At 73.2% G+C, this 26,129-nt stretch carries 25 protein-coding genes; 7 read left to right on the top strand and 18 right to left on the bottom strand.

Going from position 1 to position 26,129, the window contains the following annotated elements:
- Together ACGFML_RS12740 and ACGFML_RS12735 are read right to left on the bottom strand one after the other, a co-directional pair.
- On the bottom strand, nucleotides 1–1,572 hold the full coding sequence (locus ACGFML_RS12740; protein WP_393542883.1) for an alkaline phosphatase D family protein: 1,572 nt from the start codon (nucleotides 1,570–1,572) through the stop codon (nucleotides 1–3).
- A 127-nt stretch (nucleotides 1,573–1,699) separates the two neighbouring features.
- Nucleotides 1,700–2,530 (bottom strand): alpha/beta fold hydrolase, encoded by an 831-nt coding sequence (locus tag ACGFML_RS12735; protein WP_393542881.1) that lies wholly within the window; start codon nucleotides 2,528–2,530, stop codon nucleotides 1,700–1,702.
- A gap of 252 nt (nucleotides 2,531–2,782) precedes the next feature.
- Between ACGFML_RS12735 and ACGFML_RS12730 the strand changes: the two genes are divergently transcribed.
- The gene (locus tag ACGFML_RS12730) at nucleotides 2,783–3,667 is read left to right on the top strand and encodes an RNA polymerase sigma-70 factor (RefSeq protein WP_393542879.1); all 885 of its coding nucleotides are present in this window, start codon (nucleotides 2,783–2,785) and stop codon (nucleotides 3,665–3,667) included.
- 451 nt (nucleotides 3,668–4,118) lie between these two features.
- On the top strand, nucleotides 4,119–4,865 hold the full coding sequence (locus tag ACGFML_RS12725; protein ID WP_393542877.1) for a GntR family transcriptional regulator: 747 nt from the start codon (nucleotides 4,119–4,121) through the stop codon (nucleotides 4,863–4,865).
- A gap of 60 nt (nucleotides 4,866–4,925) precedes the next feature.
- Here the strand turns inward: ACGFML_RS12725 and ACGFML_RS12720 are convergent, their stop codons facing one another.
- Complete coding sequence (locus ACGFML_RS12720) at nucleotides 4,926–6,083, bottom strand: ROK family protein (RefSeq protein ID WP_393542875.1); 1,158 nt, start codon at nucleotides 6,081–6,083, stop codon at nucleotides 4,926–4,928.
- A gap of 227 nt (nucleotides 6,084–6,310) precedes the next feature.
- Here ACGFML_RS12720 and ACGFML_RS12715 point away from each other — a divergent pair, with 227 nt between their 5' ends.
- A complete protein-coding gene (locus ACGFML_RS12715) occupies nucleotides 6,311–6,781 on the top strand; it encodes a hypothetical protein (RefSeq protein WP_393542873.1) in 471 nt (156 codons plus the stop codon).
- On the opposite strand, the gene mug is transcribed toward ACGFML_RS12715, so the two are convergent.
- The 3 genes from mug to ACGFML_RS12700 all read right to left on the bottom strand — a co-directional run bounded on the left by mug (nucleotide 6,768) and on the right by ACGFML_RS12700 (nucleotide 9,615).
- A complete protein-coding gene (mug, locus tag ACGFML_RS12710; protein WP_393542871.1) occupies nucleotides 6,768–7,316 on the bottom strand; it encodes a G/U mismatch-specific DNA glycosylase in 549 nt (182 codons plus the stop codon). The two genes, ACGFML_RS12715 and mug, sit on opposite strands and share 14 nt — an antisense overlap.
- Before the next feature lies 1 nt (nucleotide 7,317).
- On the bottom strand, nucleotides 7,318–8,751 hold the full coding sequence (gene purB, locus ACGFML_RS12705) for an adenylosuccinate lyase (protein ID WP_393542869.1): 1,434 nt from the start codon (nucleotides 8,749–8,751) through the stop codon (nucleotides 7,318–7,320).
- 93 nt (nucleotides 8,752–8,844) lie between these two features.
- The gene (locus ACGFML_RS12700; RefSeq protein WP_393542867.1) at nucleotides 8,845–9,615 is read right to left on the bottom strand and encodes an SGNH/GDSL hydrolase family protein; all 771 of its coding nucleotides are present in this window, start codon (nucleotides 9,613–9,615) and stop codon (nucleotides 8,845–8,847) included.
- Between the two features lie 97 nt (nucleotides 9,616–9,712).
- Between ACGFML_RS12700 and ACGFML_RS12695 the strand changes: the two genes are divergently transcribed.
- Entirely contained in the window at nucleotides 9,713–10,336 is a 624-nt protein-coding gene (locus tag ACGFML_RS12695; protein ID WP_393542865.1) for a TetR/AcrR family transcriptional regulator, read from the top strand.
- On the opposite strand, the gene ACGFML_RS12690 is transcribed toward ACGFML_RS12695, so the two are convergent.
- The 9 genes from ACGFML_RS12690 to ACGFML_RS12650 form a co-directional block, all read right to left on the bottom strand.
- Nucleotides 10,311–11,588 (bottom strand): FAD-dependent oxidoreductase, encoded by a 1,278-nt coding sequence (locus ACGFML_RS12690; RefSeq protein ID WP_393542863.1) that lies wholly within the window; start codon nucleotides 11,586–11,588, stop codon nucleotides 10,311–10,313. The two genes, ACGFML_RS12695 and ACGFML_RS12690, sit on opposite strands and share 26 nt — an antisense overlap.
- 112 nt (nucleotides 11,589–11,700) lie before the next feature.
- Nucleotides 11,701–12,723 (bottom strand): hemolysin family protein, encoded by a 1,023-nt coding sequence (locus tag ACGFML_RS12685; RefSeq protein WP_393542861.1) that lies wholly within the window; start codon nucleotides 12,721–12,723, stop codon nucleotides 11,701–11,703.
- A complete protein-coding gene (locus ACGFML_RS12680; RefSeq protein WP_393542859.1) occupies nucleotides 12,720–14,063 on the bottom strand; it encodes a hemolysin family protein in 1,344 nt (447 codons plus the stop codon). Before ACGFML_RS12680 ends, ACGFML_RS12685 begins: the two co-directional genes overlap by 4 nt.
- A gap of 235 nt (nucleotides 14,064–14,298) precedes the next feature.
- Nucleotides 14,299–14,724 carry a GNAT family N-acetyltransferase gene (locus ACGFML_RS12675; protein ID WP_393542857.1) on the bottom strand — a complete coding sequence of 142 codons (426 nt, stop codon included), beginning with the start codon at nucleotides 14,722–14,724 and terminating at the stop codon, nucleotides 14,299–14,301.
- A 153-nt stretch (nucleotides 14,725–14,877) separates the two neighbouring features.
- On the bottom strand, nucleotides 14,878–15,957 hold the full coding sequence (locus tag ACGFML_RS12670; protein WP_393542855.1) for a B12-binding domain-containing protein: 1,080 nt from the start codon (nucleotides 15,955–15,957) through the stop codon (nucleotides 14,878–14,880).
- A complete protein-coding gene (locus ACGFML_RS12665; RefSeq protein ID WP_393542853.1) occupies nucleotides 15,954–17,534 on the bottom strand; it encodes a PP2C family protein-serine/threonine phosphatase in 1,581 nt (526 codons plus the stop codon). Before ACGFML_RS12665 ends, ACGFML_RS12670 begins: the two co-directional genes overlap by 4 nt.
- Nucleotides 17,535–17,988: 454 nt before the next feature.
- Nucleotides 17,989–18,561: a hypothetical protein gene (locus ACGFML_RS12660; RefSeq protein WP_393542851.1), complete on the bottom strand. Its 573-nt coding sequence runs from the start codon at nucleotides 18,559–18,561 to the stop codon at nucleotides 17,989–17,991.
- A 186-nt stretch (nucleotides 18,562–18,747) separates the two neighbouring features.
- Nucleotides 18,748–19,317, bottom strand: coding sequence for a carbonic anhydrase (locus ACGFML_RS12655; protein ID WP_393542849.1), 570 nt, complete (start codon nucleotides 19,315–19,317; stop codon nucleotides 18,748–18,750).
- Nucleotides 19,318–19,709: 392 nt separating this feature from the next.
- The gene (locus ACGFML_RS12650; RefSeq protein WP_393542848.1) at nucleotides 19,710–20,600 is read right to left on the bottom strand and encodes an LLM class F420-dependent oxidoreductase; all 891 of its coding nucleotides are present in this window, start codon (nucleotides 20,598–20,600) and stop codon (nucleotides 19,710–19,712) included.
- Nucleotides 20,601–20,880: 280 nt separating this feature from the next.
- Between ACGFML_RS12650 and ACGFML_RS12645 the strand changes: the two genes are divergently transcribed.
- Both ACGFML_RS12645 and ACGFML_RS12640 read left to right on the top strand, forming a co-directional pair.
- Nucleotides 20,881–21,144: a hypothetical protein gene (locus ACGFML_RS12645; protein WP_393542846.1), complete on the top strand. Its 264-nt coding sequence runs from the start codon at nucleotides 20,881–20,883 to the stop codon at nucleotides 21,142–21,144.
- Nucleotides 21,141–21,512, top strand: a complete 372-nt coding sequence (locus ACGFML_RS12640; RefSeq protein ID WP_393542844.1) for a fic family toxin-antitoxin system, toxin component — start codon at nucleotides 21,141–21,143, stop codon at nucleotides 21,510–21,512. Before ACGFML_RS12645 ends, ACGFML_RS12640 begins: the two co-directional genes overlap by 4 nt.
- Before the next feature lie 19 nt (nucleotides 21,513–21,531).
- Here ACGFML_RS12640 and bioD read toward each other — a convergent pair whose 3' ends face one another.
- From bioD to bioB, 3 genes are read right to left on the bottom strand one after another with little or no spacing between them, the layout of a single operon-like run.
- A complete protein-coding gene (gene bioD / locus ACGFML_RS12635; protein WP_393542843.1) occupies nucleotides 21,532–22,233 on the bottom strand; it encodes a dethiobiotin synthase in 702 nt (233 codons plus the stop codon).
- Nucleotides 22,234–22,247: 14 nt separating this feature from the next.
- Nucleotides 22,248–23,555 carry an adenosylmethionine--8-amino-7-oxononanoate transaminase gene (locus ACGFML_RS12630; RefSeq protein WP_393542841.1) on the bottom strand — a complete coding sequence of 436 codons (1,308 nt, stop codon included), beginning with the start codon at nucleotides 23,553–23,555 and terminating at the stop codon, nucleotides 22,248–22,250.
- Nucleotides 23,548–24,708 carry a biotin synthase BioB gene (gene bioB / locus ACGFML_RS12625; protein WP_393542839.1) on the bottom strand — a complete coding sequence of 387 codons (1,161 nt, stop codon included), beginning with the start codon at nucleotides 24,706–24,708 and terminating at the stop codon, nucleotides 23,548–23,550. The genes ACGFML_RS12630 and bioB overlap by 8 nt, the downstream gene beginning before the upstream one ends.
- A 169-nt stretch (nucleotides 24,709–24,877) precedes the next feature.
- On the opposite strand from bioB, the gene ACGFML_RS12620 reads away from it, so the two are divergent.
- Nucleotides 24,878–26,092, top strand: a complete 1,215-nt coding sequence (locus tag ACGFML_RS12620; RefSeq protein ID WP_393542837.1) for an 8-amino-7-oxononanoate synthase — start codon at nucleotides 24,878–24,880, stop codon at nucleotides 26,090–26,092.
- Nucleotides 26,093–26,129 lie beyond the last annotated feature (37 nt).

Genomic DNA, 26,129 nt, shown 5'->3' with positions numbered 1-26,129 from the left:
CTACTGCCCCACCCGTCCTGGTTCGAGCACCTTGCTGAACAACACCTGGCCCCCCTCCTGGCGCAGCCGCACCGTCAGCTCCCCGCTGCCCCCGTCGATGTCGATCTCGCCGAAGTACTGCGGAGTCTCCGCAGGGGAGGTGTTCGCACGGTCCGGTGCCTTGATGAACGGCTGATCGGGCCCGAAGGTTCCGTCCAGTTTCAGCGCCTGGAAGCCGCCCGCGTTCAGCGGCCCGGACACGAACTCCCAGAAGGGCGCGAAGTCTTTGAACGCGGCCCGCTCCGGCGCGTAGTGCTGCGCCGACGTGTAGTGCACGTCCGTCGTCAGCCATACGGTGCCGGTCACCCGGGCGTGCTTGATGTGCCGCAGCAGCTCGGCCAGCTGCAGCTCGCGCCCCAGCGGAGCGCCCGGATCGCCCTGTGCCACTGCCTCGAAGTTCGTCTTGCCGTCCGGGACGACCAACCCCAGCGGCATGTCGGAGGCGATCACCTTCCACACCGCACGCGAGCGCGACAGCTCTCGCTTGAGCCAGCGCAGCTGCTCCGCACCGAGGATGCCCTGCGGGTCGTCGGTCTGCCGGCCCGGCGAGTTGGCGTTGCGGTACCGCCGCATGTCCAGGACGAACACATCCAGCAGCGGTCCGTGGTGAACCACTCGGTAGACCCGGCCGCCCCGGTCGGGCCGCAGGGTACGGATCGGGAAGTACTCGCCGAACGCGCGCAGCGAGCGCGCCGACAGCACGTCCGCGTCCTTGACGGTGTACCGGTCGTCGTCCAGCAGCTGACCGGGATACCAGTTGTTGTGCACCTCGTGGTCGTCCCACTGGGTGATCGTGGGCACCTGGGCGTTGAACCGGCGCAGATTGTCGTCCAGGAGGTTGTAACGGAACGCCCCCCGGAACTCCGCGAGGGTCTCGGCGACCTTCGCCTTCTCCTCGGTCGTCACATTCCGCCAGATCCGCCCGTCCGGCAGGGTCACCCGCTCGGTGATCGGACTGTCCGCGTAGATGTTGTCGCCACTGCACAGGAAGAAGTCCGGGTCACGGCGCCGCATTTCGTCGTAGATGCGGTAGCCGCCGAGATCCGGATTGATTCCCCAGCCCTGCCCGGCCAGGTCACCCGACCAGTGGAAGCGCACCTTCTCGCCGCGCCGCTGCGGTGCCGTACGGAAGGTCCCGGTGACCGGTTCGCCGCTGCGCCGGGGGTCGTCCGGGTCGGCGAGCAGCACCCGGTAGTGGACCTGCTCACCGGGCGGCAGCCCGTGCAGCGAGGTGACCCCGGTGAAGTCGCTGCCGGCCCCCAGCACCGGGCCGTGCCAGGTCCTGGCGTTGCGGAAGGACTCGGTGGCCGCGGTCTGCACGGTCATCCGGGCCCGCCGGTCGGACCGCACCCACACCAGCCCCGAGGAGGTCGTCACATCCCCGACCTGGGCACCCCAGTCGGCACCCGGCCGCCCGCTGCGGGCCTGGGCGGGCGCGGCGCACGCGAGCGCGGGCAGGGCCAGCGCTCCGGAGCCCGCCGCCGCTCCCCGCAACAACGACCGCCGTCCGAAGCCGTCGTTTCCCTGCGCCATGTGAGACCTCCATCGTGGGACCGAGTCGGGGTGACGTTCTGTTCGTATCGCGGGCCGATGCCGGGCGCCCGAACACACGGTGTCGAGGGCCCGAACGCCGGGTGCGCCGCGGGCGCGGGAGCCCGCGTCAGCTCACCGTGTCGAGGATGACACGGGCCACCAGTGCCGGATCGTCGTTCATCGGAACGTGGCCGCATCCGGGCAGCCGGACCAGCCGGGCGCCCGGGATCGTGTGCTTGGCCCGCACGCCCTGACGGCGCAGCAGCAGGCGGTCCCGGCTGCCCCAGCCGATGGTCACCGGAACGTCCGGCACGTCGGAGGTGAACCGCACCCCGCGCCCGGCCTCCAGCGTCGGCGCGAACCCGGCGGCGTCGCGCAGGGCTCGGGTCTCCGCCACGACCGCTTCGGCCGAACGGCGGCCGGGATGGGCATAGATGGTGCCGGTCAGCGAGGCCCGGCCGAGCGCCGAGCGGGCCAGCGACGCCACCACCGGCTCCGGCAGCGCCTGCGCCCCCGCGTACATGCCGCGCAGGACCCCGAAGGCGTACCGGCGCTCGGCAGGCGTCCAGAAGCCCGCGGGGGAGAGGGCGGTGACGGACCGTACGGCGTGGGCGCGGGCCAGCTCCAGGGCCAGCAGCCCGCCCAGCGAGTTGCCCACGACGTGCGGCCGGTCGAGGCCGAGCTCGGCGAAGGCGGCGGCGAGCAGCGGGACCACCGTCGACAGGTCGTAGGAAGAACCGCCGGGCAGCGCGGGGGAGGCGCCGAAACCCGGCAGGTCCAGGGCGATCACCTCGTGGGAGGCGGCGAGGATGTCGCAGACCGGGCGCCAGGCCTGGAGATGGTGGCCGATGCCGTGCAGCAGGACGACGGGCTCGCCCGCGCCCTTGCGTTCGTAGGCGACCGAGAACGGCGGCCGGCCGGCGGGGCGGACACGGGCGAAGGAGACCGAGGCGGTCATGAAGGGGGACTCCCTGGGACGGCGGTGTGGACGGGCATGCGGACGCGGTCGCCGAGCGGCTCCCGGACCGGTCACCGTCACGATGCCAGCAATGGCTACTGAGGGGTATGGGGCGGCCGGGACGAGCCGGGCCCCTCCCCCCTGCCCTGTCCCACCCGGCCGCCCCGCGGTGTGCCGCACACCACGCCGCCGGTCCGCCGCCGGGTCCCGTGATCGCTGGACAACCACGCGGCGGCCGGGTGGGATAGGAGGGTGCTGACGGATTCCGCGACCGATGTCTTCGAAGCGCACCGCCCCGTACTCCAGGGCGTGGCCTACCGCATGCTCGGCCGGGTGGCCGACGCCGAGGACGTCGTCCAGGACGCGTGGCTGCGCTGGTCGTCCGCCGACCGCAGCGAGGTGCGTGAACCGCGTGCCTATCTGGTCCGCATCACGACCCGACTGGCCATCGACCGGCTCCGCCAGCTCCGCTCCCGCCGCGAGTCGTACGTGGGGCCCTGGCTCCCCGAACCCCTCGCCACGGACATCGGCGCCACCGCTCCCGACACCGCCGAGCGGGCCGTGTTCACCGAGACGGTCACGCTCGCCGTCCTCGTCGTCCTGGAGTCGCTCTCCCCCCTGGAGCGCGCCGTGTTCGTCCTGCGCGAGGCGTTCGGCTACGCGTACGCGGAGATCGCCGGCACCCTCGACCGCAGCGAGGCCGCGGTTCGCCAACTCGCCGGGCGGGCCCGCCGGCACGTCGAGGAGGGCCGGCCGCGCTTCGAGGTGGACCCGGACCGCCAGCGCGATCTGACCGAACGGTTCCTGGCGGCCGCGGCCGGCGACGACATCGACGGCCTGCTCGCCATGCTGGCGGCCGATGCGCGGCTGGTCGGCGACAGCGGCGGCAAGGCCAAGGCCCCGCTGCGGATCATCGAGTCCGCCGGCAAGATCGCCCGGTTCCTGGCCGCCGTGGCCCGGCCCACGCTCCCCGGGACGGAGTTCACCCTCCTCGAACTCAACGGCGGCGTCGCGCTGTTGGTGCGCGTCGGCGGCACGCCGGACACCGTCATCCAGCTCGATGTCGCGGACGGCCGTGTCCAGACCGTCTACATCGTGCGCAACCCCGACAAGTTGCGGACACTGGCGACGAGTTGAGCGGCGGCCCGCAGGCCGGACCGCGGGCTCGACAGCGCCGGAACGACACCCGTCGCAAGCTCTGCCGCGGGCGCGGTCGACGCCTGCGCCGGCACGATCGCGTCGGCGGCCGACACCTCCCGTGCCGCTGCGGCCACCGCGGCGCCGAGCCCTCCCGGTCACCCGCCTCGAACCGTTCCCAGGCGCCCGCCACGACCACGGTGCCCACCCGCACCGGCCGGCCGGACAAGCATGGCCGCGAGAGTGGCGAACGGCGCGGCGACGGCGTCGGGTGCCTCGGGGCGAGACCGGACGGGGATTGGTCTTGACCAAGGTTTCGGCCGGCCATATCGTCGGGATACTGCAACAACCTTTAATAAAGAAGCGCTCATAAACGGGATTGCCGGCGGGTCCGGAGCGGCCCGTTCCATGGGGCGGGGCCCAAGGGGCAACGGCCAGTGCGGAGGACACGGTGGGGACCACGCAGCTCGAATCGGCGCCGGAGCCGAAGTACTGGCACCTCAAGACCGTGCTCAGCGACGCGCTGGACTCGGAGTTCGCGGTCGGCGAGATCCTGCCCAACGAGCGTGCGCTGGCCGCGCGGTTCGGCGTCGCCCGGGCCACGCTCCGCCAGGCGCTCGAACAGCTCGAGCTGGAAGGCCGGCTGCAGCGCCGCCGCGGTGTGGGCACCACCGTCGCCCCGCCCCGGGTCGGCGTCGCCGTCGATCCCGCCCGGCACACCTGGCCCGGCGCCCCGGGCGACGACTGGCAGCCGCTGGACGCCACCGAGACCGAGACGGTGCCCGCCGCCGTCGCCCGCCTCCTGGAGACCGCCCCCGGTGAGCGGGTGCACATCGTCCACCGCAGCCGGGTCACGGGCGGTCACCCCGTCGCCGCCGAGCTGCTCTACGTCCCGTCCGCCGTCGTCCCCGGCAGCGCCACGGTGGCCTCGCTCCACGCCCAGGGCCGCGCCCGTGCGGTGCTGAGCGCACTCCAAGGGCGCGAGCTGGAAGGCCAGGACCGCACCGTCGAACTGGGCTCGGCCCGCGCTGAGGACGCCAAGCAGCTGGACCGGCTGCCCGGCGCACCGGTGCTCGTCGTCACCACTCGTTATGTCGCCGACGGCCGGACGGCCGCGGTGGCGGTCTCGACGTACCGCGCCGACACCTGCCGCCTCACGTTCGGGGAGAGCGACGCCGTCGCGCTGCTCGCGGGCTGAGCCCGCTGCGCCCCAGGGGCCCGTGCCGGACGCCGGCGCGGGCCCGTCGCGTACCCACGCTCACCGGCGGCCCGTCACCGTGCTCTCCACCGCGAAGAGCTCGCCCTCCACATGATCGAGCGCCAGCCGCAGCGCCCCGGTGGCGACCGCCGCCTCGCCCAGCTGCGACAGCGCGACCTGCGGCGGACGCAGGCAGTAGCGCGCCAACTCCGCACGCAGCGGCTCCAGCACACCGGCCAGGCCCGCTGCCCAGCCGCCGATCACCACCAGCTCCGGGTCCAGCGCCAGCACCAGCGCCGCGACGTCGTGCACCAGCCGCCGGATGAAACGGTCCACCGCCTCCCGCGCCCGAGCCTCGCCGTCCCGGGCCAGCGCGAACACCGCCGCGACCTGTGCCTCGTCCAGCGGGTGCAGCGGTTTCCCGGTCGTCGACAGCAGGGTCTCCGGCGTCGCCTCCCGCCCCAGCAGATGCAGCGCGCCGATCTCCCCGGCGGCCCCGCCGAACCCCCGGTGCAGCCGCCCGCCGATCAGCGAACCAGCGCCCGGACTCAGCCCCGCCAGCACGAACACCACATCGTCGGACGCCGTCGCAGCGCCCTTCCAGTGCTCCGCCACCGCCGCGGCGTTCGCGTCGTTCTCGACCAGCACCGGACAGCGGAACGACCGCCGCAGCCGTTCCCCCAGCGGCAGCCCCGTCCATCCGGGCAGTGCCGTCCCCAGCCGTACGGTGCCGTCCGCCTCCACGATTCCCGGGCTGCCCACCCCGACCGCCCGCAGCGCGCTGCGCGGCACCCCCGCCCGGCGCAGCAGGTCGGCCACCACGCCACGCACCCGCTCCAGCCGCTCGTCGGCCGGCGCGGTCTCCGCCACCGGGCGCTGCGCCGAGCCCAGCACCTGCCCGGCCAGGTCGGAGAGCTGCACGGCGACGCGGTGCGGACCGATCTCGATGCCCAGCAGATGGCCTGCCTCGGTACGGAACCGGAACCGGCGGGCCGGCCGCCCCTGGCGCCTCGCCTCGCCCTCCTCGGGAGCCGCCTCGGCCACCAGTCCGGTCTCGATGAGCCCTTCGACCACGCCCTCGACCGTCGGTCGGGACAGGCCGGTCACCTGGACGAGGTGGGTGAGGGTGGCGGCGTCGGCGGCGCGCAGCGCCTGCAGCACCACCGCGGAGTTGATCCGCCGCAGCAGCGAGGGATCGCCACCTGTGAGCCGCCCCACCGTCACTCTCCCTCGCGTCGCATCTCTGGCGGATCGTAGCCGGTCAGCGGGTGTGCGGCGAGACCCGAACGGCACCGGACGAGGGCGAGGGAGGGCGGTGGGCGCCGGGATGCGGTCCGTGGCGAACCGCCCGGGCCCGGTGGACCGACCGGACCCGGCGGCCGGGTGTGTGCGGCGGGGCGCCTGACGGGCGGCCAATTGTCAGACCCCAGCGGTTTACTGACGGTATGACGACGGTTGAGCGGCTGGCGGTGATCGACGCATGGCGCGGGCGGGCCTTCCCGGCCCGGCGGGAGCGGTCCGCGTCCGGGGAGAGCGGGCCGGGGTTCCATGTGGTGCGGCTGTGGCGGAGCGCCCCGCTGTGGGACGTCGACCCGGCGGAGGCGGCGGAGATACGCGCGGACTGCGCGGCCGAACTGACGGCGCTGACCGCGGTGCTGTCCTTACGGTGGGGCGAGCCCGCGGTCCTCGATCTCGGCGGCCCGCTGGAGCGGGTGGCGATGGGGCTGCCCGTCCGTCCGCCGCTGGACCTGCTGTGCGGTCTGGTGCCCCGGCTGTACAGCTGGCGGACCGACGGCCCCTGGGTGGCGGTCGGCGCGGGGCAGGGCGGGCCGGACCAGCCCTGGCAGGTGCTGGCGGCGATGGCCGAGGAGCGGCCGGTCGAGGAGGGCGACGGCCGCGGGGTCAGGCGTCCTTGAGGGCGGCCGCGCGCAGTCGGCCGTACTCCTGCGCCATGGTCGCGAGCGTCCAATGGGCGTTGAGGCCGCTGGGGTTGGGCAGTGCCCAGATACGGGTGGCGCCGAGGGTGCGTTCCTGGGGGCCGATCGCGGCGTGCTTGTCACCGAAGGCGACGCGGTAGGCCGTGACGCCCGCGACGGCGAGCCAGCGTGGACGCAGCCGCGCCACCTTCTCGGCCAGCAGGCGGCCGCCCTCGCGGTATTCCTCGGCGGTCAGCTCGTCCGCCTTGGCGGTGGGCCGGGCCACGACGTTGGTGATGCCGAGGCCGTGCGCGAGCAGTTCCTCCTGCTCGTCGGGCCTCAACTGCCGGGGGGTGAAGCCGGAGGCGTGCAGGACGGGCCAGAAGCGGTTGCCGGGCCGGGCGAAGTGGTGGCCGGTGGCAGCCGTCATCAGCCCGGGGTTGATACCGCAGAAGAGCACCCGCAGGCCGCTCGCGGCCACGTCCGGGACGACGCGGTCGCGAGCGGCCTGCAGTTCCTCGGGCGTGAAGCGCATGTCAGAGGATCGAGCCCGGGGTGTACGCCGCGGCCTCGGGGTGCTGCTTGGCAATCTCCTCGATCCGGCCGACGACGGACGCCACCTGGTCGGCCGCCGCGCCCGTGAAGGACAGCTTGTCCGCCATCAGGTCGTCCAGCTGCGCCTTGTCCAGCGGGATCCGGGTGTCCGCGGCCAGCTTGTCGAGGAGTTCGTTGCGCTCCGCGCCCTGTTCGCGCATCGCCAGCGCCGACGCCACCGCGTTCTCCTTGATGGCCTCGTGCGCCTCCTCGCGGCCCACACCGGCGCGTACGGCACCCATCAGGACCTTGGTGGTGGCCAGGAAGGGGAGGTAGCGGTCCAGCTCGCGGGCGACGACGGCGGGGAAGGCGCCGAACTCGTCGAGCACGGTCAAGAACGTCTCCAGCAGGCCGTCCAGGGCGAAGAAGGAGTCGGGCAGGGCGACGCGGCGGACGACGGAGCAGGAGACGTCGCCCTCGTTCCACTGGTCGCCGGAGAGCTCGCCGGCCATGGAGGCGTAGCCGCGCAGGATCACCATCAGGCCGTTGACGCGCTCGCAGGAGCGGGTGTTCATCTTGTGCGGCATGGCGGAGGAGCCGACCTGGCCGGGCTTGAAGCCCTCGGTCACCAGCTCGTGCCCGGCCATCAGCCGGATGGTCTTGGCGATCGACGACGGGGCGGCGGCCAACTGCACCAGCGCGGTCACCACGTCGTAGTCGAGGGAGCGCGGGTAGACCTGGCCGACGGAGGTGAACGCCTGGCCGAAGCCGAGGTGCGCGGCGATCCGCTGTTCCAGGTCGGCGAGCTTGGACGCGTCGCCGCCCAGCAGGTCGAGCATGTCCTGGGCGGTGCCGACGGGGCCCTTGATGCCGCGCAGCGGGTAGCGGGACAGCAGGTCCGCCAGCCGCCCGTACGCCACGAGCAGCTCGTCCGCCGCGGTGGCGAACCGCTTGCCCAGCGTCGTGGCCTGCGCGGCGACATTGTGCGAGCGGCCCGCCATGACCAGCTCGGCGTGCTGTGCGGCCAGCGAGCCCAGGCGCGCCAGCACGGCGACCGTGCGGTCCCGCATCAGCTCCAGCGACAGCCGCACCTGCAGCTGCTCGACGTTCTCCGTCAGGTCGCGGGAGGTCATGCCCTTGTGGACCTGCTCATGGCCGGCGAGGGCGTTGAACTCCTCGATCCGGGCCTTGACGTCGTGCCGGGTGACCTTCTCGCGCTCGGCGATGGAGGCCAGGTCGACGTTCTCCAGGACCCGCTCGTAGTCGGCCAGGGCCTCCTCGGGGACCTGCACCCCCAGGTCCTTCTGCGCACGGAGTACGGCAAGCCACAGCTTCCGCTCCAGCTTCACCTTGTATTCGGGGGACCAGAGCACGGCCAGCTCCGTGGAGGCGTAGCGGCCGGCCAAAACGTTGGGGATGCGAGGCTTAGCAGTCACATGGCCAGATTCTACTGGCGGTTCACGCAGGCCGGCGCCCCGGCCCGGACTGTGCTTTCCTACAGCCGGATGACCGGGGTGTGCGCCGCGGCGTCAGCCTTCGTACGGCAGGAGCTCGGGCCGCTTCGCCGGGCGGCCGTCGCCCGAGGACCGGCCGGTGAGCCGGCGTCCTATCCACGGCACCAGATGTTCGCGCGCGAACCGCAGGTCCGCGGTCCGTCGCGCGCCCCAGCCCGGCGGCGCCGCGGCCGGCAGCGGCGTGTCCCAGTCCGACTCGGCGGCCAGCCCCAGCGCCTGCCAGACGGCCTCCGCCACTCGCCGGTGTCCCTCGGCGTTGAGGTGCAGCCGGTCGTCCGCCCACAGGCGCGGGTCGGCGAGCGCCCTGGACGTGTACAGGTCCACGACCACGGCGTCGTGGCGCGCCGCCACCTCGTCGAGGTGGGCGAACAGCTGCTCCATGCGCGGCCGGAACCGCTCCAGCACCGGCCCCTCCCGCCCCGGGCTGCGCATCAGCACCAGCTGCCCGCCGCCCTGCGCCAGTCGCCCGGCGGCGTCCGAGAGCTGTGCGCACACCCGGTCCACATCGCAGCTCGGCCGCAGGACGTCGTTGAGCCCGCCGACCAGCGTCACCAGATCGGCGCCCATCGCGGCGGCGGGCCCGCACTGCTCGTCGGCGATCTGGCCGATGAGCTTCCCGCGCACCGCGAGGTTGGCGTAGCGGAAGCCGGGTGCGTGTGCGGCGAGGCGGGCGGCGAGCAGGTCGGCCCAGCCGCGGTAGGAGCCGTCGGGCAGGGCGTCCGACATTCCCTCGGTGAAGCTGTCGCCGACCGCGACGAAACTGGTGTAACGGGCATTCATCTCCATGGCGCGGTGATCCTATCCCGCGGCGCCCGGCCCGGATCCGCCGTGTACGGTTCTGACCCGGAAGGCCAGGGCGAGGAAGGGCGAGGGTGGGCGCGCGATGACTCCACGCCGGGGGGACGGCCCCGCCGCGCCGACATTCACCGAGCAGGCCCGCCGGCGGCAGCTCGTCGAATGCACCATCGACCTGATCTCCACCCGGGGCTACCCCGGCACCTCGCTCTCCGCGATCGCCGAGCGGGCGGGCCTGTCCAAGGCCGCGGTGCTCTACCACTTCGCGTCCAAGGACAACCTCACCCGCGCCGCTCTCGAGCAGGTGATGGCGGAGTTCGGCGCGTATGTCACCGAGCGGCTGGCGTCGGCGGAAGGCCCCCGGGACGCCGTCGTCGCCTATGTGCGGGCGATGATCGGCTACCAGCAGGCCAACCGCCGGCACGTCCGGGTGATCACCGAGATCCTGCTCGACGACCACGGCGGCACCACGCTCAAGAACCCCTCCTCGCACGACACCAATGGCCGTTGGCAGGCCCTCGCCGCTCTGCTCGCCGAAGGCCAAGAAGCGGGCGTGCTGCGGGAGTTCACCCCGCAGACGGTGGCCCTGGCGATCGGCGGGGCGATCGACGCGGTGATCGCCCACTGGCTCGTCCACCCCGACCTCGACCTGGACGCCGCGACCGCCGAGATGGTGACCTTCACCCTCAACGCGATCGACCGCCGGGACTGACACGGGCGAACGCCGGGGCGCGCTCGGGGCGTATGCCGATCCCGCCCAGGATGCCGGTGACGGTACGCAGTGCCGGCACCCGTCGCAGCAGCCGCATCGGCACCGGCAGCCGGTTCTCGTCGAGGGTGTCCGCCAGCGCGGACCGGATCATGGCGTGCTCGCCCTGCTGCGACTTCTGCACCACCGCCACCGGCAGCCGCCGGCGCCGCTGCACGCGGGCCAGGTCGGCGGCGGTGACCGCGCCCCGGCGCAGTGGCTCCGCCAGGATCCGGGCCGCCGCCACCGCGTCCTGCAGCGCGAGGTTGACGCCCACCCCGCCGACCGGCGACATGGTGTGCGCCGCGTCGCCGATGCACAGCAGGCCGGGCCGGTGCCACCGCCGCAGCCGCCCGAAGGCCACCTCCAGCAGCTTCACGCCGTCCCATTCGATCGCGTCGGTCACCGCGCCGTCCCAGCCGAACAGCGCGCCGAGCCGGTCCCGCAGCCACTGGACGTCGTGGGCGCGCAGCTCCGCGTCCTTGCCCTTCTCGATCAGATACGCCGTCTGGTAGTACGTGCCCCGGTCCATGGTGACCGCCGCCTGGCCGCCGCCGAACCGGGCGAGGACCCGGCCGTCCGTGAGGGCGTCGGAATGGGCGTCACCCCTGCTCGAACGCAGTGGAGAGCGTGGCGGAGCGTCCACCCGTATCTGCCAGACGTCCATCGGCACCTCGAACCGGTCCTGCCGCAGGCCGGCCGCGCGGGCGGCCATCGATTCCCGGCCGTCGCAGGCGACCGTCAGATCGGCGGCGAGCTCTCCCGGTGCGCCGTGCTCGTCGACGAAGCGCACCCCGGTCACCCTGCCGCCCTCGGTACGCAGTCCGGTGACCTCGGTGCGCATCCGCAGGGTGAAGGACGGCTCCTCGGCGGCGGCGCCGGTGATCAGCTGGAGAAAGTCCCATTGCGGGACCATCGCGAAGTACTTGTGCCGGCCCGGGATCCTCCGCATGTCGGCCATCACCACCGTGGTGCCGCCGATCTGCGCCCGCATCTCCTCCATCCTGGGAAACGGCAGCCGCGCGAACGCCTCGCCCAGGCCCAGCTCGTCCAGCAGGCGCAGCGTCGACGGATGAACGGTGTCCCCGCGGAAGTCCCGCAGGAAGTCGCCGTGTTTCTCCAGGACGGTCACCTCGACCCCGGCCCTGGCGAGCAGCAGCCCCAGCATCGTTCCGGCCGGGCCGCCGCCCACGATGCAGCACGTCGTACGGTCCATGCTCTTGCCCCCTCAGCGCATACGGACACGGCGACCGGAGCGCGCATGCGCGACCTACCGATCGGTCAGCAATCTAACCGATCGGTCAGTCGTCGTTTCCGGGGGGTGCGGGTCAGGCGGCGGGCGGCCGTTGCAGCACCAGCTCCCGCAGTACGTCCTCCATGGTCACCATCCCGGCCAGCGTTCCGTCGTCGCCGATCGCGGCCGCCAGATGGGTACGGGAGCCGCGCATCGCCGTCAGGACGTCGTCGAGCGGTGTCGCGGCCTTGATGCGGGCGATCGGACGCAGGGCGCCGACGGGGAACGGCAGATCGCGCGGGGCGGCGTCCAGCGCGTCCTTGACGTGCAGATAGCCCAGGATGCGGCTGTTGTCGTCGACGACCGGGAAGCGCGAGAAACCGGACCGGGCGGCCAGTCTCTCCAGGTCCTCGGGGGTGACCCCGATGCGCGCGGCGACGACGCGCTCGGCCGGCAGCACCACGTCCCGCACCGGGCGGCGGCCCAACTCCAGGGCGTCCCGCAGCCGCTCCTTGGCCCGTTCGTCCAGCAGGCCGGCGGCCCGGGAGTCCTCGACCATCTTCGCCAGCTGATCGTCCGAGAACGTCGCGGCCACCTCGTCCCTGGTCTCCACCCGCAGCAGCTTCAGCAGCGCGGTGGCGAGGGCGTTGATCGCGAAGATCACCGGCCGCAGCGCCCGGGTCAGCGCGACCAGCGGCGGACCCAGCGCGAGCGCGCTGCGCACCGGCTCGGCAAGGGCGACGTTCTTCGGCACCATCTCGCCGAAGAGCATGTGCAGGTAGGTGGCCAGGGCCAGTGCGATCACGAACGAGATGGGGTGGGTGAGGGCCTCCGGAACGCCCACGGCGTGGAACACCGGCTCCAGGAGGTGCGCGATGGCCGGCTCGGCGACCGCGCCCAGCACGAGGGTGCAGAGCGTGATGCCCAGCTGGGCGGCGGCCAGCAGTGCCGAGACGTGCTGCAGGCCCCACAGCACGCTGGTGGCGCGGCGGTCACCGCGCTCGGAGTGCGGTTCGATCTGGCTTCGGCGCACCGAGATCAACGCGAACTCGGCACCCACGAAGAACGCGTTGACGACCAGCGTCAGCAGGCCCACGAAGAGCTGGAGGGCGGTCATCGGCCTGCCTCCGCCCTCGTGTCGTCGGTGCTGCCGGGCGGCGGTGCGTGCAGCAGCACCCGCGCGGCGCGATGGCCGGACGCGTCGAGCACGTCCATCGACCAGCCGGCCACGTGCAGGGTGTCACCGGGCACCGGGATCCGGCCGAGCTCGGTGGCGATCAGCCCGGCCAGCGTTTCGTACGGGCCTTCCGGCAGTCGCAGGCCGATCCGCTGGAGCTGGTCCGTACGCGCGGCGCCGTCGGCCTGGTAGACGCTGCGGCCGTCGGCGTCCGCCCCGGCGGGTGCGAGGTCGGGGGTCTCCAGCGGGTCGTGCTCGTCGCGAACCTCGCCGACCACCTCCTCGACGATGTCCTCCAGCGTCGCCACACCGGCCGTGCCGCCGTACTCGTCGATGACCACGGCCATCGTGCGCCTGCCGGACAGCCGGTCCAGCAGCCGGTTCACCGGCAGCGTCTCGGGGACCAGCAGCGGCTCGCGCAGCAGTTCGGAGACGGGATGGCGGGGGCGGCGCTCGGCCGGGACGGCCAGCACGTCCTTGATGTGCGCGACGCCGACGACGGCGTCGAGGCTGCCGCGGTAGACGGGGAAGCGGGACAGGCCGGTCGCCCGCGTCGCATTGGCGACGTCCTCGGCCGTGGACTGCACCTCCAGGGCCACCACCTGCACCCGCGGCGTCATGACGTTCTCCGCCGTCAGGTCGGCGAGGTTGAGCGTACGGACGAACAGCTCGGCGGTGTCCGGCTCCAGCGCGCCCTCCTTGGCGGAATGCCGGGCCAGCGCCACCAGCTCCTGGGGGCCGCGGGCGGAGGCCAGCTCCTCGGCGGGCTCCAGGCCCATCCGCCGGACCATGTGGTTCGCGGTGTTGTTCAGGTGCCGGATGAACGGTTTGAAGGCGGCGCTGAAGCCGCGCTGGGCGGTGGCGACATTCTTGGCGACGGCCAGCGGGCTGGAAATCGCCCAGTTCTTCGGGACCAGTTCCCCGATCACCATCAGGGCGACCGTGGAGATGGCCGTACCGAGGACCAGGGCCACCGAATCGGCGCCGGAGCTCGACAGGCCCATCGCGGCGAGCGGCCCCGCCAGCAGGGTGGCGATGGCCGGTTTGGACAGCATGCCGATGACCAGGCCGGTGACGGTGATGCCGAGCTGTGCACCGGAGAGCTGGAAGGTCAGGCCGCGGACGGCCCTGAGGGCGCTGTCCGCGCCGCGCTCGCCGCGCTCGACGGCGCGTTCGAGGTCGCTGCGCTCGACCGTCGTCAGGGAGAACTCGGCCGCCACGAAGACGCCGCAGGCCAGAGTCAGCAGGAGGGCCACGCCCAGCAGAAGCAGGTCGGTCATCGGGTCACCTCCGTCCCATGATCGAACAGGATCGGAAGGTTCGCCCTCTGTCGGGAGGGTGCCCGGCTACTGGCCCGGCAACTAGGAGGCTCGCCCATGGTTGGACGCTCACACACCTTTCACATCTGGGGTCCCACCATGGTAAAGGGTCGGCAAAGTGGGGAAGCGGTGAGGGTCCGCCTCCGGCCCCGGAGGCGGACCCTCACGCGGCGGCGGCCCGGCGGCCGCGCCCGGATCAGTCGTCGAGATGCTTGACCCAGCGGCTCCACTGCGGCTCCGGGGCATATCCCGCCGCACGCCAGGTGTGCTGCGCCAGCTCGTTGCGGTCCAGCACCATCGCGTCCCCCCGCCGTCCGCCGAGCGCGGTGAACCGCTCCTCGGCCGCCGCCAGCAGCGCGCCGCCGATGCCCTGCCTGCGGTGGTCGGGGTGGACGGCCAGTCGGTAGAGATGGCAGCGCCAACCGTCGAAGCCGGCTATCACGGTCCCCGCGAGCAGGCCGTCGCGCTCTGCCAGGAGCAGGGCTTCGGGGTCCCGTGTGACGAGGCGGGTCATCCCGTCGTGGTCGTCGCTGATGCTGGTTCCTTCCGCGGCTTCGCGCCAGAACCGCAGAACGGTGTCGACGTCCGCGAGGGTGGCGTGGCGGATGTGGAGATCGCTCATGGGACGAGCCAAGCAGAGCGCCGACCTGTTCGGCGAACGGTTTCCGTACGGAGGAACGAGCCCGGTCCAGGGGCTCCGAGCCCAGGGGGAGCGTCCCATGCACGGGTCATCCGGAGGGCGTCAAGAAGCCGCGGAAAGGGGGCCCGGCCCTGCTCAGGGCCTGCCGTTGGGGGGCTGGTGCTCGGCGGAGGGGCCGGCGGGGTGCGCTTCGAGCCAGGTATGTCCTGCGGCGAGGTGCCGGGCGACGGACGGGAGGTCGCTGAGCGGGGCAGCCAGGATCTCCAGCGCGGCGGGCAGGCGGGCCGGGTCGGTGGAGCGGGCGGCGAGGAACGCGACGGCGAAGGACAGGTAGTCGATGAACACGCGCGGGTCGTCCACGAACACGCCGGCCGCGAGGGAGTCCAGGAGCTGGCCGAGGGTTTCGGCGGTGGCCTCGTACTGGTGGAGGGCGGGGTCGCGCATGTCGGGGAAGCGGTCGTGCAGGCCCCGCACGAGGTGGCGGAGAAGTACGGCGCGGTGGCGGGCGAGGTGGGCGTACGCCTCGGTGGAGCCTGCGTCGATGGACGACGCGCCGGAGAGAGGTGGCGGCCACCGACGGCGCAGCAGGGTGTCGGCGCTCGGGGCGTCGGGGGCGTAGAGGTCGGCGCCGAGCGTGTAGGCCCAGGTGCCGTCCGGGCCGAATCCGGAGCCGCCGGCGATGACGGGCACTTCGGCCGGGCGGCATACCTGGACGAGGCGGTGGGCGAGCGGAAGCCGCATCAGCAGGGTGCAGGACAGGGCGACCACGTCCGGACCGTTCTGGTGCAGATCGGAGGCCAGGTGGGCGGCGGGCACATGACCGCCGAGGAATCGCACGTGGAAGCCGCGCAGCCGCAGCACTTCCGCGAGTATCCGGGCGGGAAGCGTGTGCCATTCACCGTCGCTGCAGGTCACCAACACGTCGCCCGCCGAGCCCGCCGAGCCCGCGTCCGGGGTCGCGGCGGCGGCGACGGACCGTTCGCTGACGTGGGTGGCCGCGTGCTCCTGCGCCACGGTCCATTCACCGGACGCCCAACGGGCGCCGACCTCCCGCTGAGCGGGCGTCACCAGCCCCAGCAGGATGTCCTCCGCGCGCACGCCGTCCTCCAGGAGGCGCCCGGTCAGTGCCACAGCGCCCTCCTCGTCGGCCCGGGCGAGGCAGCTGTCGAAAGCGGCTCGGACGTCGCTCGTGATCCCAGGGCGGGTGTGGTTCATGGGGAGGTCTCCCCCCGGCGCGGATCGGGTGGAGCCTGGAGGACCAGCACGGCGATGTCGTCGTGCGAACGGCCGCCCAGCCACTGGGTGGTGAGGAGTTCCACTCGCTCGGCGACCGCGCCGGCCGGCATGCCCAGGCAGTCGGCCAGCTCGCGCGACAGCCGTTCGTCGCCGTACAGCTCCTGCCCGGTCGGTCCGCCACGCGCCTCTGTCACCCCGTCGCTGTAGAGCAGCATCAGCTCTCCGGGGGCCAGGTGGGAATCCGCCCGGTCGAAGAACGGATCGGGCAGGATGCCGACCAGCGTGCCGTCGATCGCGACCTGCTCCACCCGGCCGTCGCGGCGCAGGATCAGCGGGGGAAGGTGGCCTCCCCCCGCGGTCACCACGGTCAGACCGCCGCCCGGGGCCGGCCCGGCGGTTCCGTTCACCAGGGTGGTGAAGCGGCTTTCGTCGCCCAGCAGCGCCTGGTTGAGCAAATACAGGGCCCGCACCGGATCGGTCTCCGTGAGGGCCAGGGTGCGCAGACTCTGCCGGACGAGTCCGGCCAGCACTGCCGCCTCCGCGCCCTTGCCGCACACATCGCCGAAGAAGAACGCCACTCCGGCGCCGGGATGGGGCGCGACGCGGTAGAAGTCGCCGCTGATCCGCAGCGCCTGCGCGGCCGGCCGGTAGGCCGCACCGAGCCTGACCCCCTCGACCGAGGGCAGCGGCTCGGGTGCCAGGCTCTCCTGAAGGACGGCGGTGCTCCGTGCCTGCTGGGAGTAGAGGTCCGCGGTGGCCAGCGCAAGGCCGGCCCGTTCGGCGAACCGCCCTGCCAATTCGACGTCCGGCGCCGTGAAGCCCGCCCGCTCCGGTCCCCGGACGAGGATCAGCGCACCGGCCGAGACCCCGTTGCCGGCGAGCTGGACCACCAGAGCCTCGCCGCCCTCCCCGCGCTCCGCGGGTACCGCGTCGCCGAGGCCGTCCAGCTCGTGCCGGGAGGCGACGGCCGGGCGGGACTGAAGGCCCGAGAGCGCGTCCGCGAGCACCGGTATCCGCTGCAGCGCCGCTGCGGACACCTGCCCCGATTCCTCCGTGTCCGCCGGCCCGGCGCGGTGCCACACCGTGCCGCGTCCGTGCACCGGCAGCACGGCGACAGCCATATCGGCCAGCTCCGGCCGTACGATCCGCACCAGGGTGCGTACCGAACGGCCATGATGCAGCGAGGCGCTCAGCCGTCGGCCGGCCCGCTCCAGGAACGCCGACCGGTGCCGCTCGGACAGCAGGGTGTCCTCACAGGCCCGCACGGCGCTGACGTCACGCACCAGCCAGACCACGTGGTCCTGCAAGGTTTCCCGGTGCCCGAGGAGGACGCGGCCTTCGAAGGCCGCGTCGAAGCCGTCCGCTCCCTGCTCCGTCGCCAGGGCCATCGGGCCGGCCGCCGACGCGCTCAGCGCCTCCCCCACCCGCAGGAGCGGAAAGAGCCCGGCGGCCGGCCTGTTGTACGCGCACACCACACCGGCCGCATCGCATGTCACCACGGCCTGGTCGACCAGGTTCACCAGGTCCAGCAGCTCCATCGGGTCCACCTGGTTCACCGGGGTTTCCGACGCTGCGTGGCACGGCTGCCGCTGCGCGGACCCCGACGGAGCTGAGCGGTCCTCGGCCATGGGCCTCCTCGCGGTCTCCTCCGGCCTCCGTCATCCGTTGTGGCCCGCGTCCTCCTGCGGCGTCGCCCGCTGACCACGGCCGCCTGCCCTCTGGCCTGCATGTTCTGCCTGTGGCCCGATGGACTGTGCTGGCTCCGACCGGCCCGCGCGAACGGCCGCTTCCGGTCGAAGGGCTCTTCGAGTCCACCTCGATTCCACGCTACGCTCCGCCGCCCGATAGCGATATTCACGGATGGCAGGCCGACCGAGGCGGGTGCACCGGCCTCGACGCCCCCGCTCCGGGCAATGTCCTGGCGCGGTCTCCGAGCCCCCCCCGCGATCCCGAGCACCCCGGTCGTGACCGCGGATGCCCACCCGGTCCTTGCCGGGTTCGGCTTCGGCCTCAGCCCGGGTGCGGGGTCTGCCGCTTCGCCGTCCGCTGAGCGCCGCTGCGTGACTCCTGGCACTGCAGGGTCATCACGCCATGGCCGCCGGGCCGGGCGATGACGCCGCCACGGTCCGGGGCGCCCGCGAACCACGCTCCGTCCTCCGGTTCCCCCGACCAACGCTTGCGCCGACGCCAGGTCCGGGCGGCCATCACCGGCGTCAGGAACGCTTCGTCGGCGCCGTCGGCGAGCCTGAGCTGTACGGCGGTTCGCGCATCCTGGCTGCGGAGGACGGCGCAGTGCTGCCAGGGGAAGGACCTCAGAACGCCCTCGACGGAGCGCATCCACAACAGCGCCTTGGCCGGACCGAGCGGGAGGAAGACGGCGGGAATCAGCAGGAACGCAGCGGTCCCTTCGATGAGTTGCGAGTCGCTCTCGACCACCTTCGCCACGACGAGCAGCGCCAGCCACACACCGACCCTGAGCAGGACGCTGCGGAGAGCCTTCCGGCGGGCCCGCTCATGCGCGTGCCGGGTGGCGGGATCGTCGAACGCGCACTTGGTCAAGGGGACCGGTATGTCTGTCTTCACGCGTGCTGCTCCTGGTCGTCGGTTCGTCGTGCGGGCTGTGCGGCACGGATGGTCGAACGGTGTCCGCCGTCATCATGCCGCGGCACCCATCCTCGCGGAGAGACGCCGAGAGGCGTGCCAACGGCCACGCCGCCCACGCCGTGCCGCCCACGCCGTGCCGTCGGCGTCGTCGCCACCGATGAGCGTTCAGGAAGGCGCGCCGGCCAGGATCTCCACCTTGCCGGTGTCGAGCGAGTAGTAGGCGCCGACCACGGCGAGGGCGCCCTTCCGCACGAGCGGCGCGAGGTCCTTGTTGGAGCGCAGGTCGGCCGCGGTCAGCGTGACCTGCGCCCGGGCCATGGTCTCGACCGGATCGGCACCGCCCTCCCGGACCGCCTGCTCGTACGCCGGCTGCAGGGCCTTGACGATCGCCTGAAGGTTGCCGGGCAGGGGTTTGCCGTCATGAAGGGATGTGTACGCCGCCTGGACGGCGCCACAGCGCTGATGCCCGAGAATCACGATCAGCGGGGTGCCACTCGTCATGGGCCCGTACTCGACGGAGCCCGTGACCACCGGGCCGACCGCCTCCCCACCGGTGCGCATCACGTAGAGGTCGCCCAGCCCCGTATCGAAGAGGAGTTCGGGCGGCACTCGGGAGTCGATGCACGAGAGGACCGACCCGAACGGTTCCTGCTTCTGCGCCACGAGCTGACGCCGGTCCGGATCCCGGTCGGGGTGCTGAAGGTCCCCGCTCACCCAGCGCTTGTTGCCGGCCATCAGTCTCGCGAAGGCGGCGGCGGGCGTGGTCGGCGGCGCTTCCGGCGAAGTACCGGCCGTCGCCTTCGCGGCTCTCGTCGACGGCGCGGTCCTCGTCGAGGAGCATCCCGGGAGTGCGACCGCCGCCACCGCCATCGCACCGGCAAACAGAGCTCGACGATCCGGACGTACTGCTCTGTCCATCGGTCATTCCCCTCAGTGCCGCTGCACGTCCGCCCGTCTTGACCGGGTAAGTGTTCCGCGGGCGACGGCCGACCCGGCGACAGGCGCAAGCGGGCGCGGGCCACTTTGCCACCGACGGCCCACAGAAACCGGCCCGGACGGCGGCCCGAGCGTCTGACGCCGGGGCCCGCCCGGCCTGCGCGGCGCGGGCCCACGGCGGCGCTCCGGCGTCAGCTGCCCCGCAACTCCGCCAGCACCGGGGCGAACGCGTCCAGGAACGGGTCCAGCACGGTGATGTACGAGAAGCCGTACCGCTCCCGCCGCTCCCGCAGCTGCTCCGCCATCTGGGCGGGTGTGCCGATCAGCAGCGTCGGGACGTCCAGCACCTGCTCCTCGTCCACGCCGATCCCCCGGGCGGCGATCTCCCGGGCGACGGCCCGGCGGTCGTCGGTGGGCAGCACCTGCTGGACGAGGATGTTCAGCTCGGCGGGCTCCGGACGCCCGGCTGCGTACTCCTGGTACCTGGCCACCGAGGCGGCCACCTCGTCGGCGGGCAGCAGCTCCAGCACCCCCTCCGGCTTGCCGGGGGACTGCCGGCCGCCGGTGAAGGCGGCGATCTCGGCGTGCCGGGCCGTCAGCCGCAGCATCCGGGGGCCGTTGCCGCCGATGAGCAGCGGCGGACGCGGCCGCTGCACCGGTCGGGGCGCCTGCCCGTCGTCGCCCAGCAACCGGTCGAGTTCTTCGATGGTGCGGGTGAGGTGGTTCACCCGCTCGCCGGGCGAGCCCCACGGCAGCCCGGCGCTCTCGTGCTCGGCGCGGACGTACCCGGTGCCCAGCCCGAGTTCCAGGCGCCCGCCGGTGAGCGCGTCGGTGGTGGCCACCTCGCGGGCCAGCAGCGCGGGATTCCAGAAACCGGCGTTCAGCACGAACGTCCCCACCCGCGGGTGCTCGGTCGCCTCCGCCGCGGCGATCAGCGAGGGAAACGGCGCCGGCATGCCGAGATGGTCGGGGACCAGCAGGACGTCATAGCCCAACTCCTCGGCGCGACGGCACTTCTGACGCCAGGACTCCCGGTCCTCCAGCGCGAGCATGTTGATGCCGAAGCGGAAAGGGCGTGACATGGGACCCCCTGGGAGAGTGGACGGGTGGCGTCGGCCGTGCCGGGCACGGCCGGTATCGCCATGGTCGTCCCAACGCTGCGCCCGGCGAATCCCTTCCCGCCGCCCGGCCCGGACCGCACCCGATGTCCAGGGAGCGACCCGGCCACGTGCGGGCGCTCCCGGACGTACTGCGCGGGGCGGGCCGCGGCCCGCGCACGGCGCAGGGCCGGCCGGTCGCAGGCGGTGACCGGTCGGAGGGGGGCACTTGCCGGTGCTAGCGCGCCCGCGCTAGCGTGAAGGCGTGGCGAAGACACAGCTGAACGTCCGAGTGGACGAAGCCACCGCCGACGCGGCGCGGGAGCGCGCCCTCCAGCGGGGAGTGAGCGTGAACCGCTATATCGAAGAGCTCGTCCTGCGGGACGCCGGGGAGGCCGGCCAGACCTTCGTCGAGGCCGCTGCCGACTTCATGAAGCAGTACGAACGCGTCTTCGCCGAGGAATTCGGCCGCGGCCCTGGTGGCCCCGCGTCGGCGGCGGACCAGGAAGGACAGCCGGGCACCACGTGACGCTGCGCATCGACCTCGCCTGGCTCCTGCTGATCGCCGAACAGCACACCCCCGGAGACCCCGAGGTCACCGACTGGGGTGCCCTGGTGGCCGCCGTGAGCCGCCACGAAGCGGAGATATTCGGCGTCCCCGTCTACGCCGATCCGCCGGACCGTGCCGCCGCCCTGCTCCACCTGCTCCTCCAGGTACCGGCGCTGGAGCGCTCGAACGCGATGTTCGCCACCGCGGTTGCCTACGGCTATCTCATCGCCAGCGGCCTGAAGGTCGCCACCTCCCCCGAACAGGTCCGCGACCTCGCCCGCCTCGTCAAGGAGGGCGCGGCGGACGTCGCCACCATCGCGGACGCCCTGCGCGGCTGGACGGTGTGAGTGCAGCGCGCGTCCGCCGTCACGACGGGATGCGCAGTGCCCCCGAACCACCCAGCTCCGGCGCCAGCCACCCGCGTGCCGCCGCCCGGAAGTGCTGGGGCGGCATGGCACCGGAGCCCTCCGGGACCAGGCCGAGCAGCGGTGCACCCGCGGCCTCGGGGAGGTCGGTCAGGTTGCAGCGGGCGGCGAGGCCCGGCTCGGCCGGCCAACTGCCCACGACGACACCGGGGCAGCGCAGTCCGTACGCGCGCAGCGCCAGGGCCGTCAGCGCGGTGGCGTTGAGAGTGCCGAGACCGGCCTGGGCAACCACCAGGACGGGGGCGCCGGCCAGGCGGGCCGCGTCGGCGAGGGTGTTGCCGTCGGCGTCGAAGCGGACGAGGAGACCGCCGGCGCCCTCGACCAGCACCAGGTCGTGCGAGGCGGCCAGTTCGGCGGCGGTCTCGGCGATCTCTTCGGGGCGCACCGGTGGCAGACCGGCCCGGGCGGCGGCCGTGGCGGGCGCCAACGGGTCCGGATAGCGGGCGAGTTCGGCCGTGCGGACCGCCCCGGCCAGCCGCTCGACCTCGGCGGCATCGCCGTTCTCGTCGGCGGTGACTCCCGTCTGGGCGGGCTTGAGCACGGCCACCGAGCGCCCCTGGGCGAGTGCGGCGGCGGCGATGGCGGCCGTGGTCACGGTCTTGCCGATCTCCGTACCCGTACCCGTCACGAACAGCACCGACATCTGCTTGCTTCCCTTCAGCCCGCGCGCGCCGCGGCGCACACCGCGGCGCTGATGCGCGCCACGTCGTCGTCGCCGGTGATGTACGGCGGCATCGTATAGATCAGGTCCCGGAACGGCCGCAGCCAGACGCCCTCGCGTACCGCGGCACGCGTCGCGGCCGCCATGTCCACCTCGTGGTCGAGCTGGACGACGCCGATTGCGCCGAGGACGCGGACGTCGCGCACCCCGCTGATGCCCTCGGCAGCCGCCAGGCCGCCCCGCAGTGCGGCCTCGATCCGTTTGACCTCCTGGGCCCAGTCCTGGGAGAGCAGGAGGTCGATGGAGGCTTCCGCGACGGCCGCGGCGAGCGGGTTGCCCATGAAGGTGGGCCCGTGCGCCAGGACCGGCAGTTCGCCGCGCGCGATGCCGTCCGCCACCCGGGGCGTGCACAGCGTCGCCGCGAGGGTCAGATATCCGCCGGTCAGTGCCTTGCCGAGGCACATCACATCCGGGCTGACGCCGGCGTGTCCGGCGGCGAAGAGCGAGCCCGTACGGCCGAAGCCGGTGGCGATCTCGTCCAGGACGAGGAGGACGTCGTGCGCGTCGCAGGCCTCGCGCAGCACCCGCAGATAGCCGGGGGAGTGGAAGGACATACCGCCGGCGCCCTGGACGACCGGCTCCACGATCACCGCCGCCAGCTCGTCGGCATGGCGGCCGATCAGCTCGCGAAGATGCGCCGCGTAGGCCTCGTCGGGCGCGGCGTCGAAGCCGGCCGGCGGTGCGTCCGCGAAGATCTGGCGCGGCAGCACGCCCTGCCACAGCTCGTGCATCCCGCCGTCCGGGTCACAGACGGACATCGGCTGCCAGGTGTCGCCGTGGTAGCCGCCCCGCCAGGTCAGCAGCCGCTGTTTGCGCGGCTTGCCCACCGAGCGCCAGTACTGGAGGCACATCTTGACGGCGACCTCGACCGACACCGAGCCGGAGTCGGCGAGGAAGACGTGCTGGAGCGGCTCGGGGGTGATGTCCACGAGGCGTTTTGCCAGCCGCACGGCGGGCTCATGGGTGAGCCCGCCGAACATCACGTGGCTCATCCGCTCCAGCTGGCCGCGCGCGGCGTCGTTGAGCACCGGGTGGTTGTAGCCGTGTACCGCCGACCACCAGGACGACATGCCGTCCACCAACTCGGCCCGCCCCTCGACGGGCCGGCCCAGTCGCAGCCGGACGCCGGACGCGGACTCCACCAGCAGCGGTTCGGCCCGGCCGGGCATCGGCCCGTACGGATGCCACACGTGCTGCCGGTCGAGCGCGAGGAGTTCGTCGGGGGACAGGGCCGGCTCAGGCATTGGGCGGCAGGTCGGTGCCGGCACCGCGGCGGCGGACCGAGACCAGGTTCCGGCGGGTGTCGTCTGAGACGGGTGAGGGGACGGTGGCGGCGGGGTCCTCGGCGGTGTCCTTGCCGGAGTCCTCGGCGGTGGGTTCCGCCGTGGCGCCCGTACGGTGCTCCGGCAGCGTCGTGGTGTCCGTGCCCTCGACCTCGAAACCGGCGTCGGCGATCATCGCGAGGTCGTCCTTGCCGGCCTGGCCCTCACTGGTCAGATAGTCGCCCAGGAAGATGGAGTTGACCAGGTGCAGGGCGAGCGGCTGCATGCTGCGCAGATGCACCTCGCGGCCGCCGGCCAGCCGTACCTCGACGTCCGGGCAGACGAACCGGACCATCGCCAGGATGCGCAGCGCGCGCTGCGGGGTGAGGTTCCACTCCTTGGCGAGGGGGGTGCCCTCGAAGGGGATGAGGAAGTTCACCGGTACGGAGTCGGGGTCCAACTCGCGCAGCGCGAAGACCACGTCGACGAGGTCGGCGTCGCTCTCACCCATGCCGGCGATCAGCCCCGAGCACGCGGACATGCCCGCCGCCTGGGCCTGCTGGACGGTGGAGACCCGGTCCGAGAAGTCGTGTGTGGTGCAGATGTCGCCGTAAGTGGCTTCCGAGGTGTTGAGGTTGTGGTTGTACGCATCGGCGCCCGCCGAGCGCAACCGTCCGGCCTGGCCGTCGGAGAGCAGGCCGAGACAGGCGCACACCTCCACACCGTCGTTCTGCTCCTTGATGGCGGAGATGGTCTGCGAGACGCGGTCCACGTCCTTGTCGGTGGGACCGCGACCGCTGGCCACCAGGCAGACCCGCTTGGCGCCGCCCGCCACCCCGGCGGCGGCGGCCTTCGAGGCGTCATCCGGCTTGAGCCAGGTGTACTTGAGGATCTCGGCCTTCGAGCCCAGCCGTTGGGAGCAGTACGAGCAGTCCTCCGGGCACAGGCCCGACTTGAGATTGACCAGGTAGTTGAGCTTGACCCGCCGCCCGAACCACTGACGGCGCACCTTTCCGGCCGCGGCCACGACATCGAGCAGTTCGTCATCGGAGGTCGCCAGTACGGCGAGCGCCTCTTCGCGGGTCGGCAACTCGCGCCGCAGTCCCTTGTCCACCAGTGTGTTCAGCAGGTCCATGGCGTTGATCCTGACGTACGCCACTGCTCCGGGCCAAGGAGGATTCCCACAACGCCATGCGATCGGGGTGTGTGTATCGCCACACCGTGGCCGCCCGGAACGACCGCTAACGTCTATCGACAGCCCACAATCGAGGCCGCCCGACGAGGCCGAGAGACGAAGGACGCCGATGCTTCAGGACTCCGCCCCGCCGCCGCTGCGCGATGCCTCGCCCGCGACGACCGCCGGCCCCGGCCGGCAGGGGTACGGCGCGGCCTTCGACTGGATCGACGAAGCGCACGCCGAGCGCCGGCGCGCCGGACTGGTCCGCACGCTGCGGCCCCGCCCCGCCGACTCCCCGCTGCTCGACCTCGCCGGCAACGACTACCTGGGGCTGGCCCGCCACCCCGAGGTCACCGGCGGCGCGGCGGCGGCCGCCCGCCAGTGGGGTGCGGGGGCGACCGGCTCCCGACTGGTGACCGGCAGCACCGAGCTGCACGCCCGACTGGAGCGCGAACTCGCCGATTTCTGCGGCTTCGAGGCGGCACTCGTCCTGTCCTCCGGCTACGCCGCCAACCTCGCCGCGGTCACCGCGCTCACCGCCGACGGCTCGCTCGTCGTCTCCGACGCCGGCAACCACGCCTCCCTGATCGACGGCTGCCGCCTCTCACGGGCGCGTACCGCGGTCGTCCCGCACGCCGACCCGCACGCCGTCCGCACCGCGCTGCGCGGCCACGGCGGTCGGGCGCTCGCCGTCACCGACTCGGTGTTCTCCGTCGACGGTGACGCCGCGCCACTGACCGCCCTCGCCGCGGCGTGCCGGGCGCACGGCGCCGCGCTCGTCGTCGACGACGCGCACGGCCTCGGCGTCCTCGGCGACGGCGGTCGCGGCGCGGTCGCGGCCGCCGGCCTTGCCGGGGACGCCGATGTGGTGGCCACCGCGACGCTGTCCAAGGCGCTCGGCGCGCAGGGCGGTGCGGTGCTCGGCCCGGCCAGGGTCATCGGGCATCTGGTCAACACCGCCCGGTCGTTCATCTTCGACACCGGGCTGGCGCCCGCGGCAGTCGGTGGCGCGCTCGCCGCGCTGCGGCTGCTGCGCCGCGAACCCGAGCGCGCCGCCCGGGCCGGGGACCGCGCCCGGGAACTGCACGCCCGGCTGACCGCGGCCGGCCTGACGGCGGTACGGCCGGACGCCGCGGTGGTCTCCGTACGGGCGCCCTCGCCCGAGCAGGCCCTCCGCTGGGCGGCCGACTGCCGGGAGGCCGGGCTCGCGGTCGGCTGCTTCCGGCCGCCGTCCGTGCCGGACGGCGTCTCCCGGCTGCGGCTCACCGCCCGAGCGGACCTGACGCAGGATCAGGTAGAGGCCGCGGTGCACACGATCCTGGCCACCGCGCCGGCGTCCTGAAAGGGCATATTTCGCCGCGACGAGGCAGGTCGGGGCC

Origin of the sequence: Streptomyces sp. NPDC048650 (assembly GCF_043199095.1) — a bacterium.
GTDB lineage: Bacteria > Actinomycetota > Actinomycetes > Streptomycetales > Streptomycetaceae > Streptomyces.
Note: the sequence above shows the minus strand (reverse complement) of the source record. Positions and strands in the feature narration are given on the sequence as shown.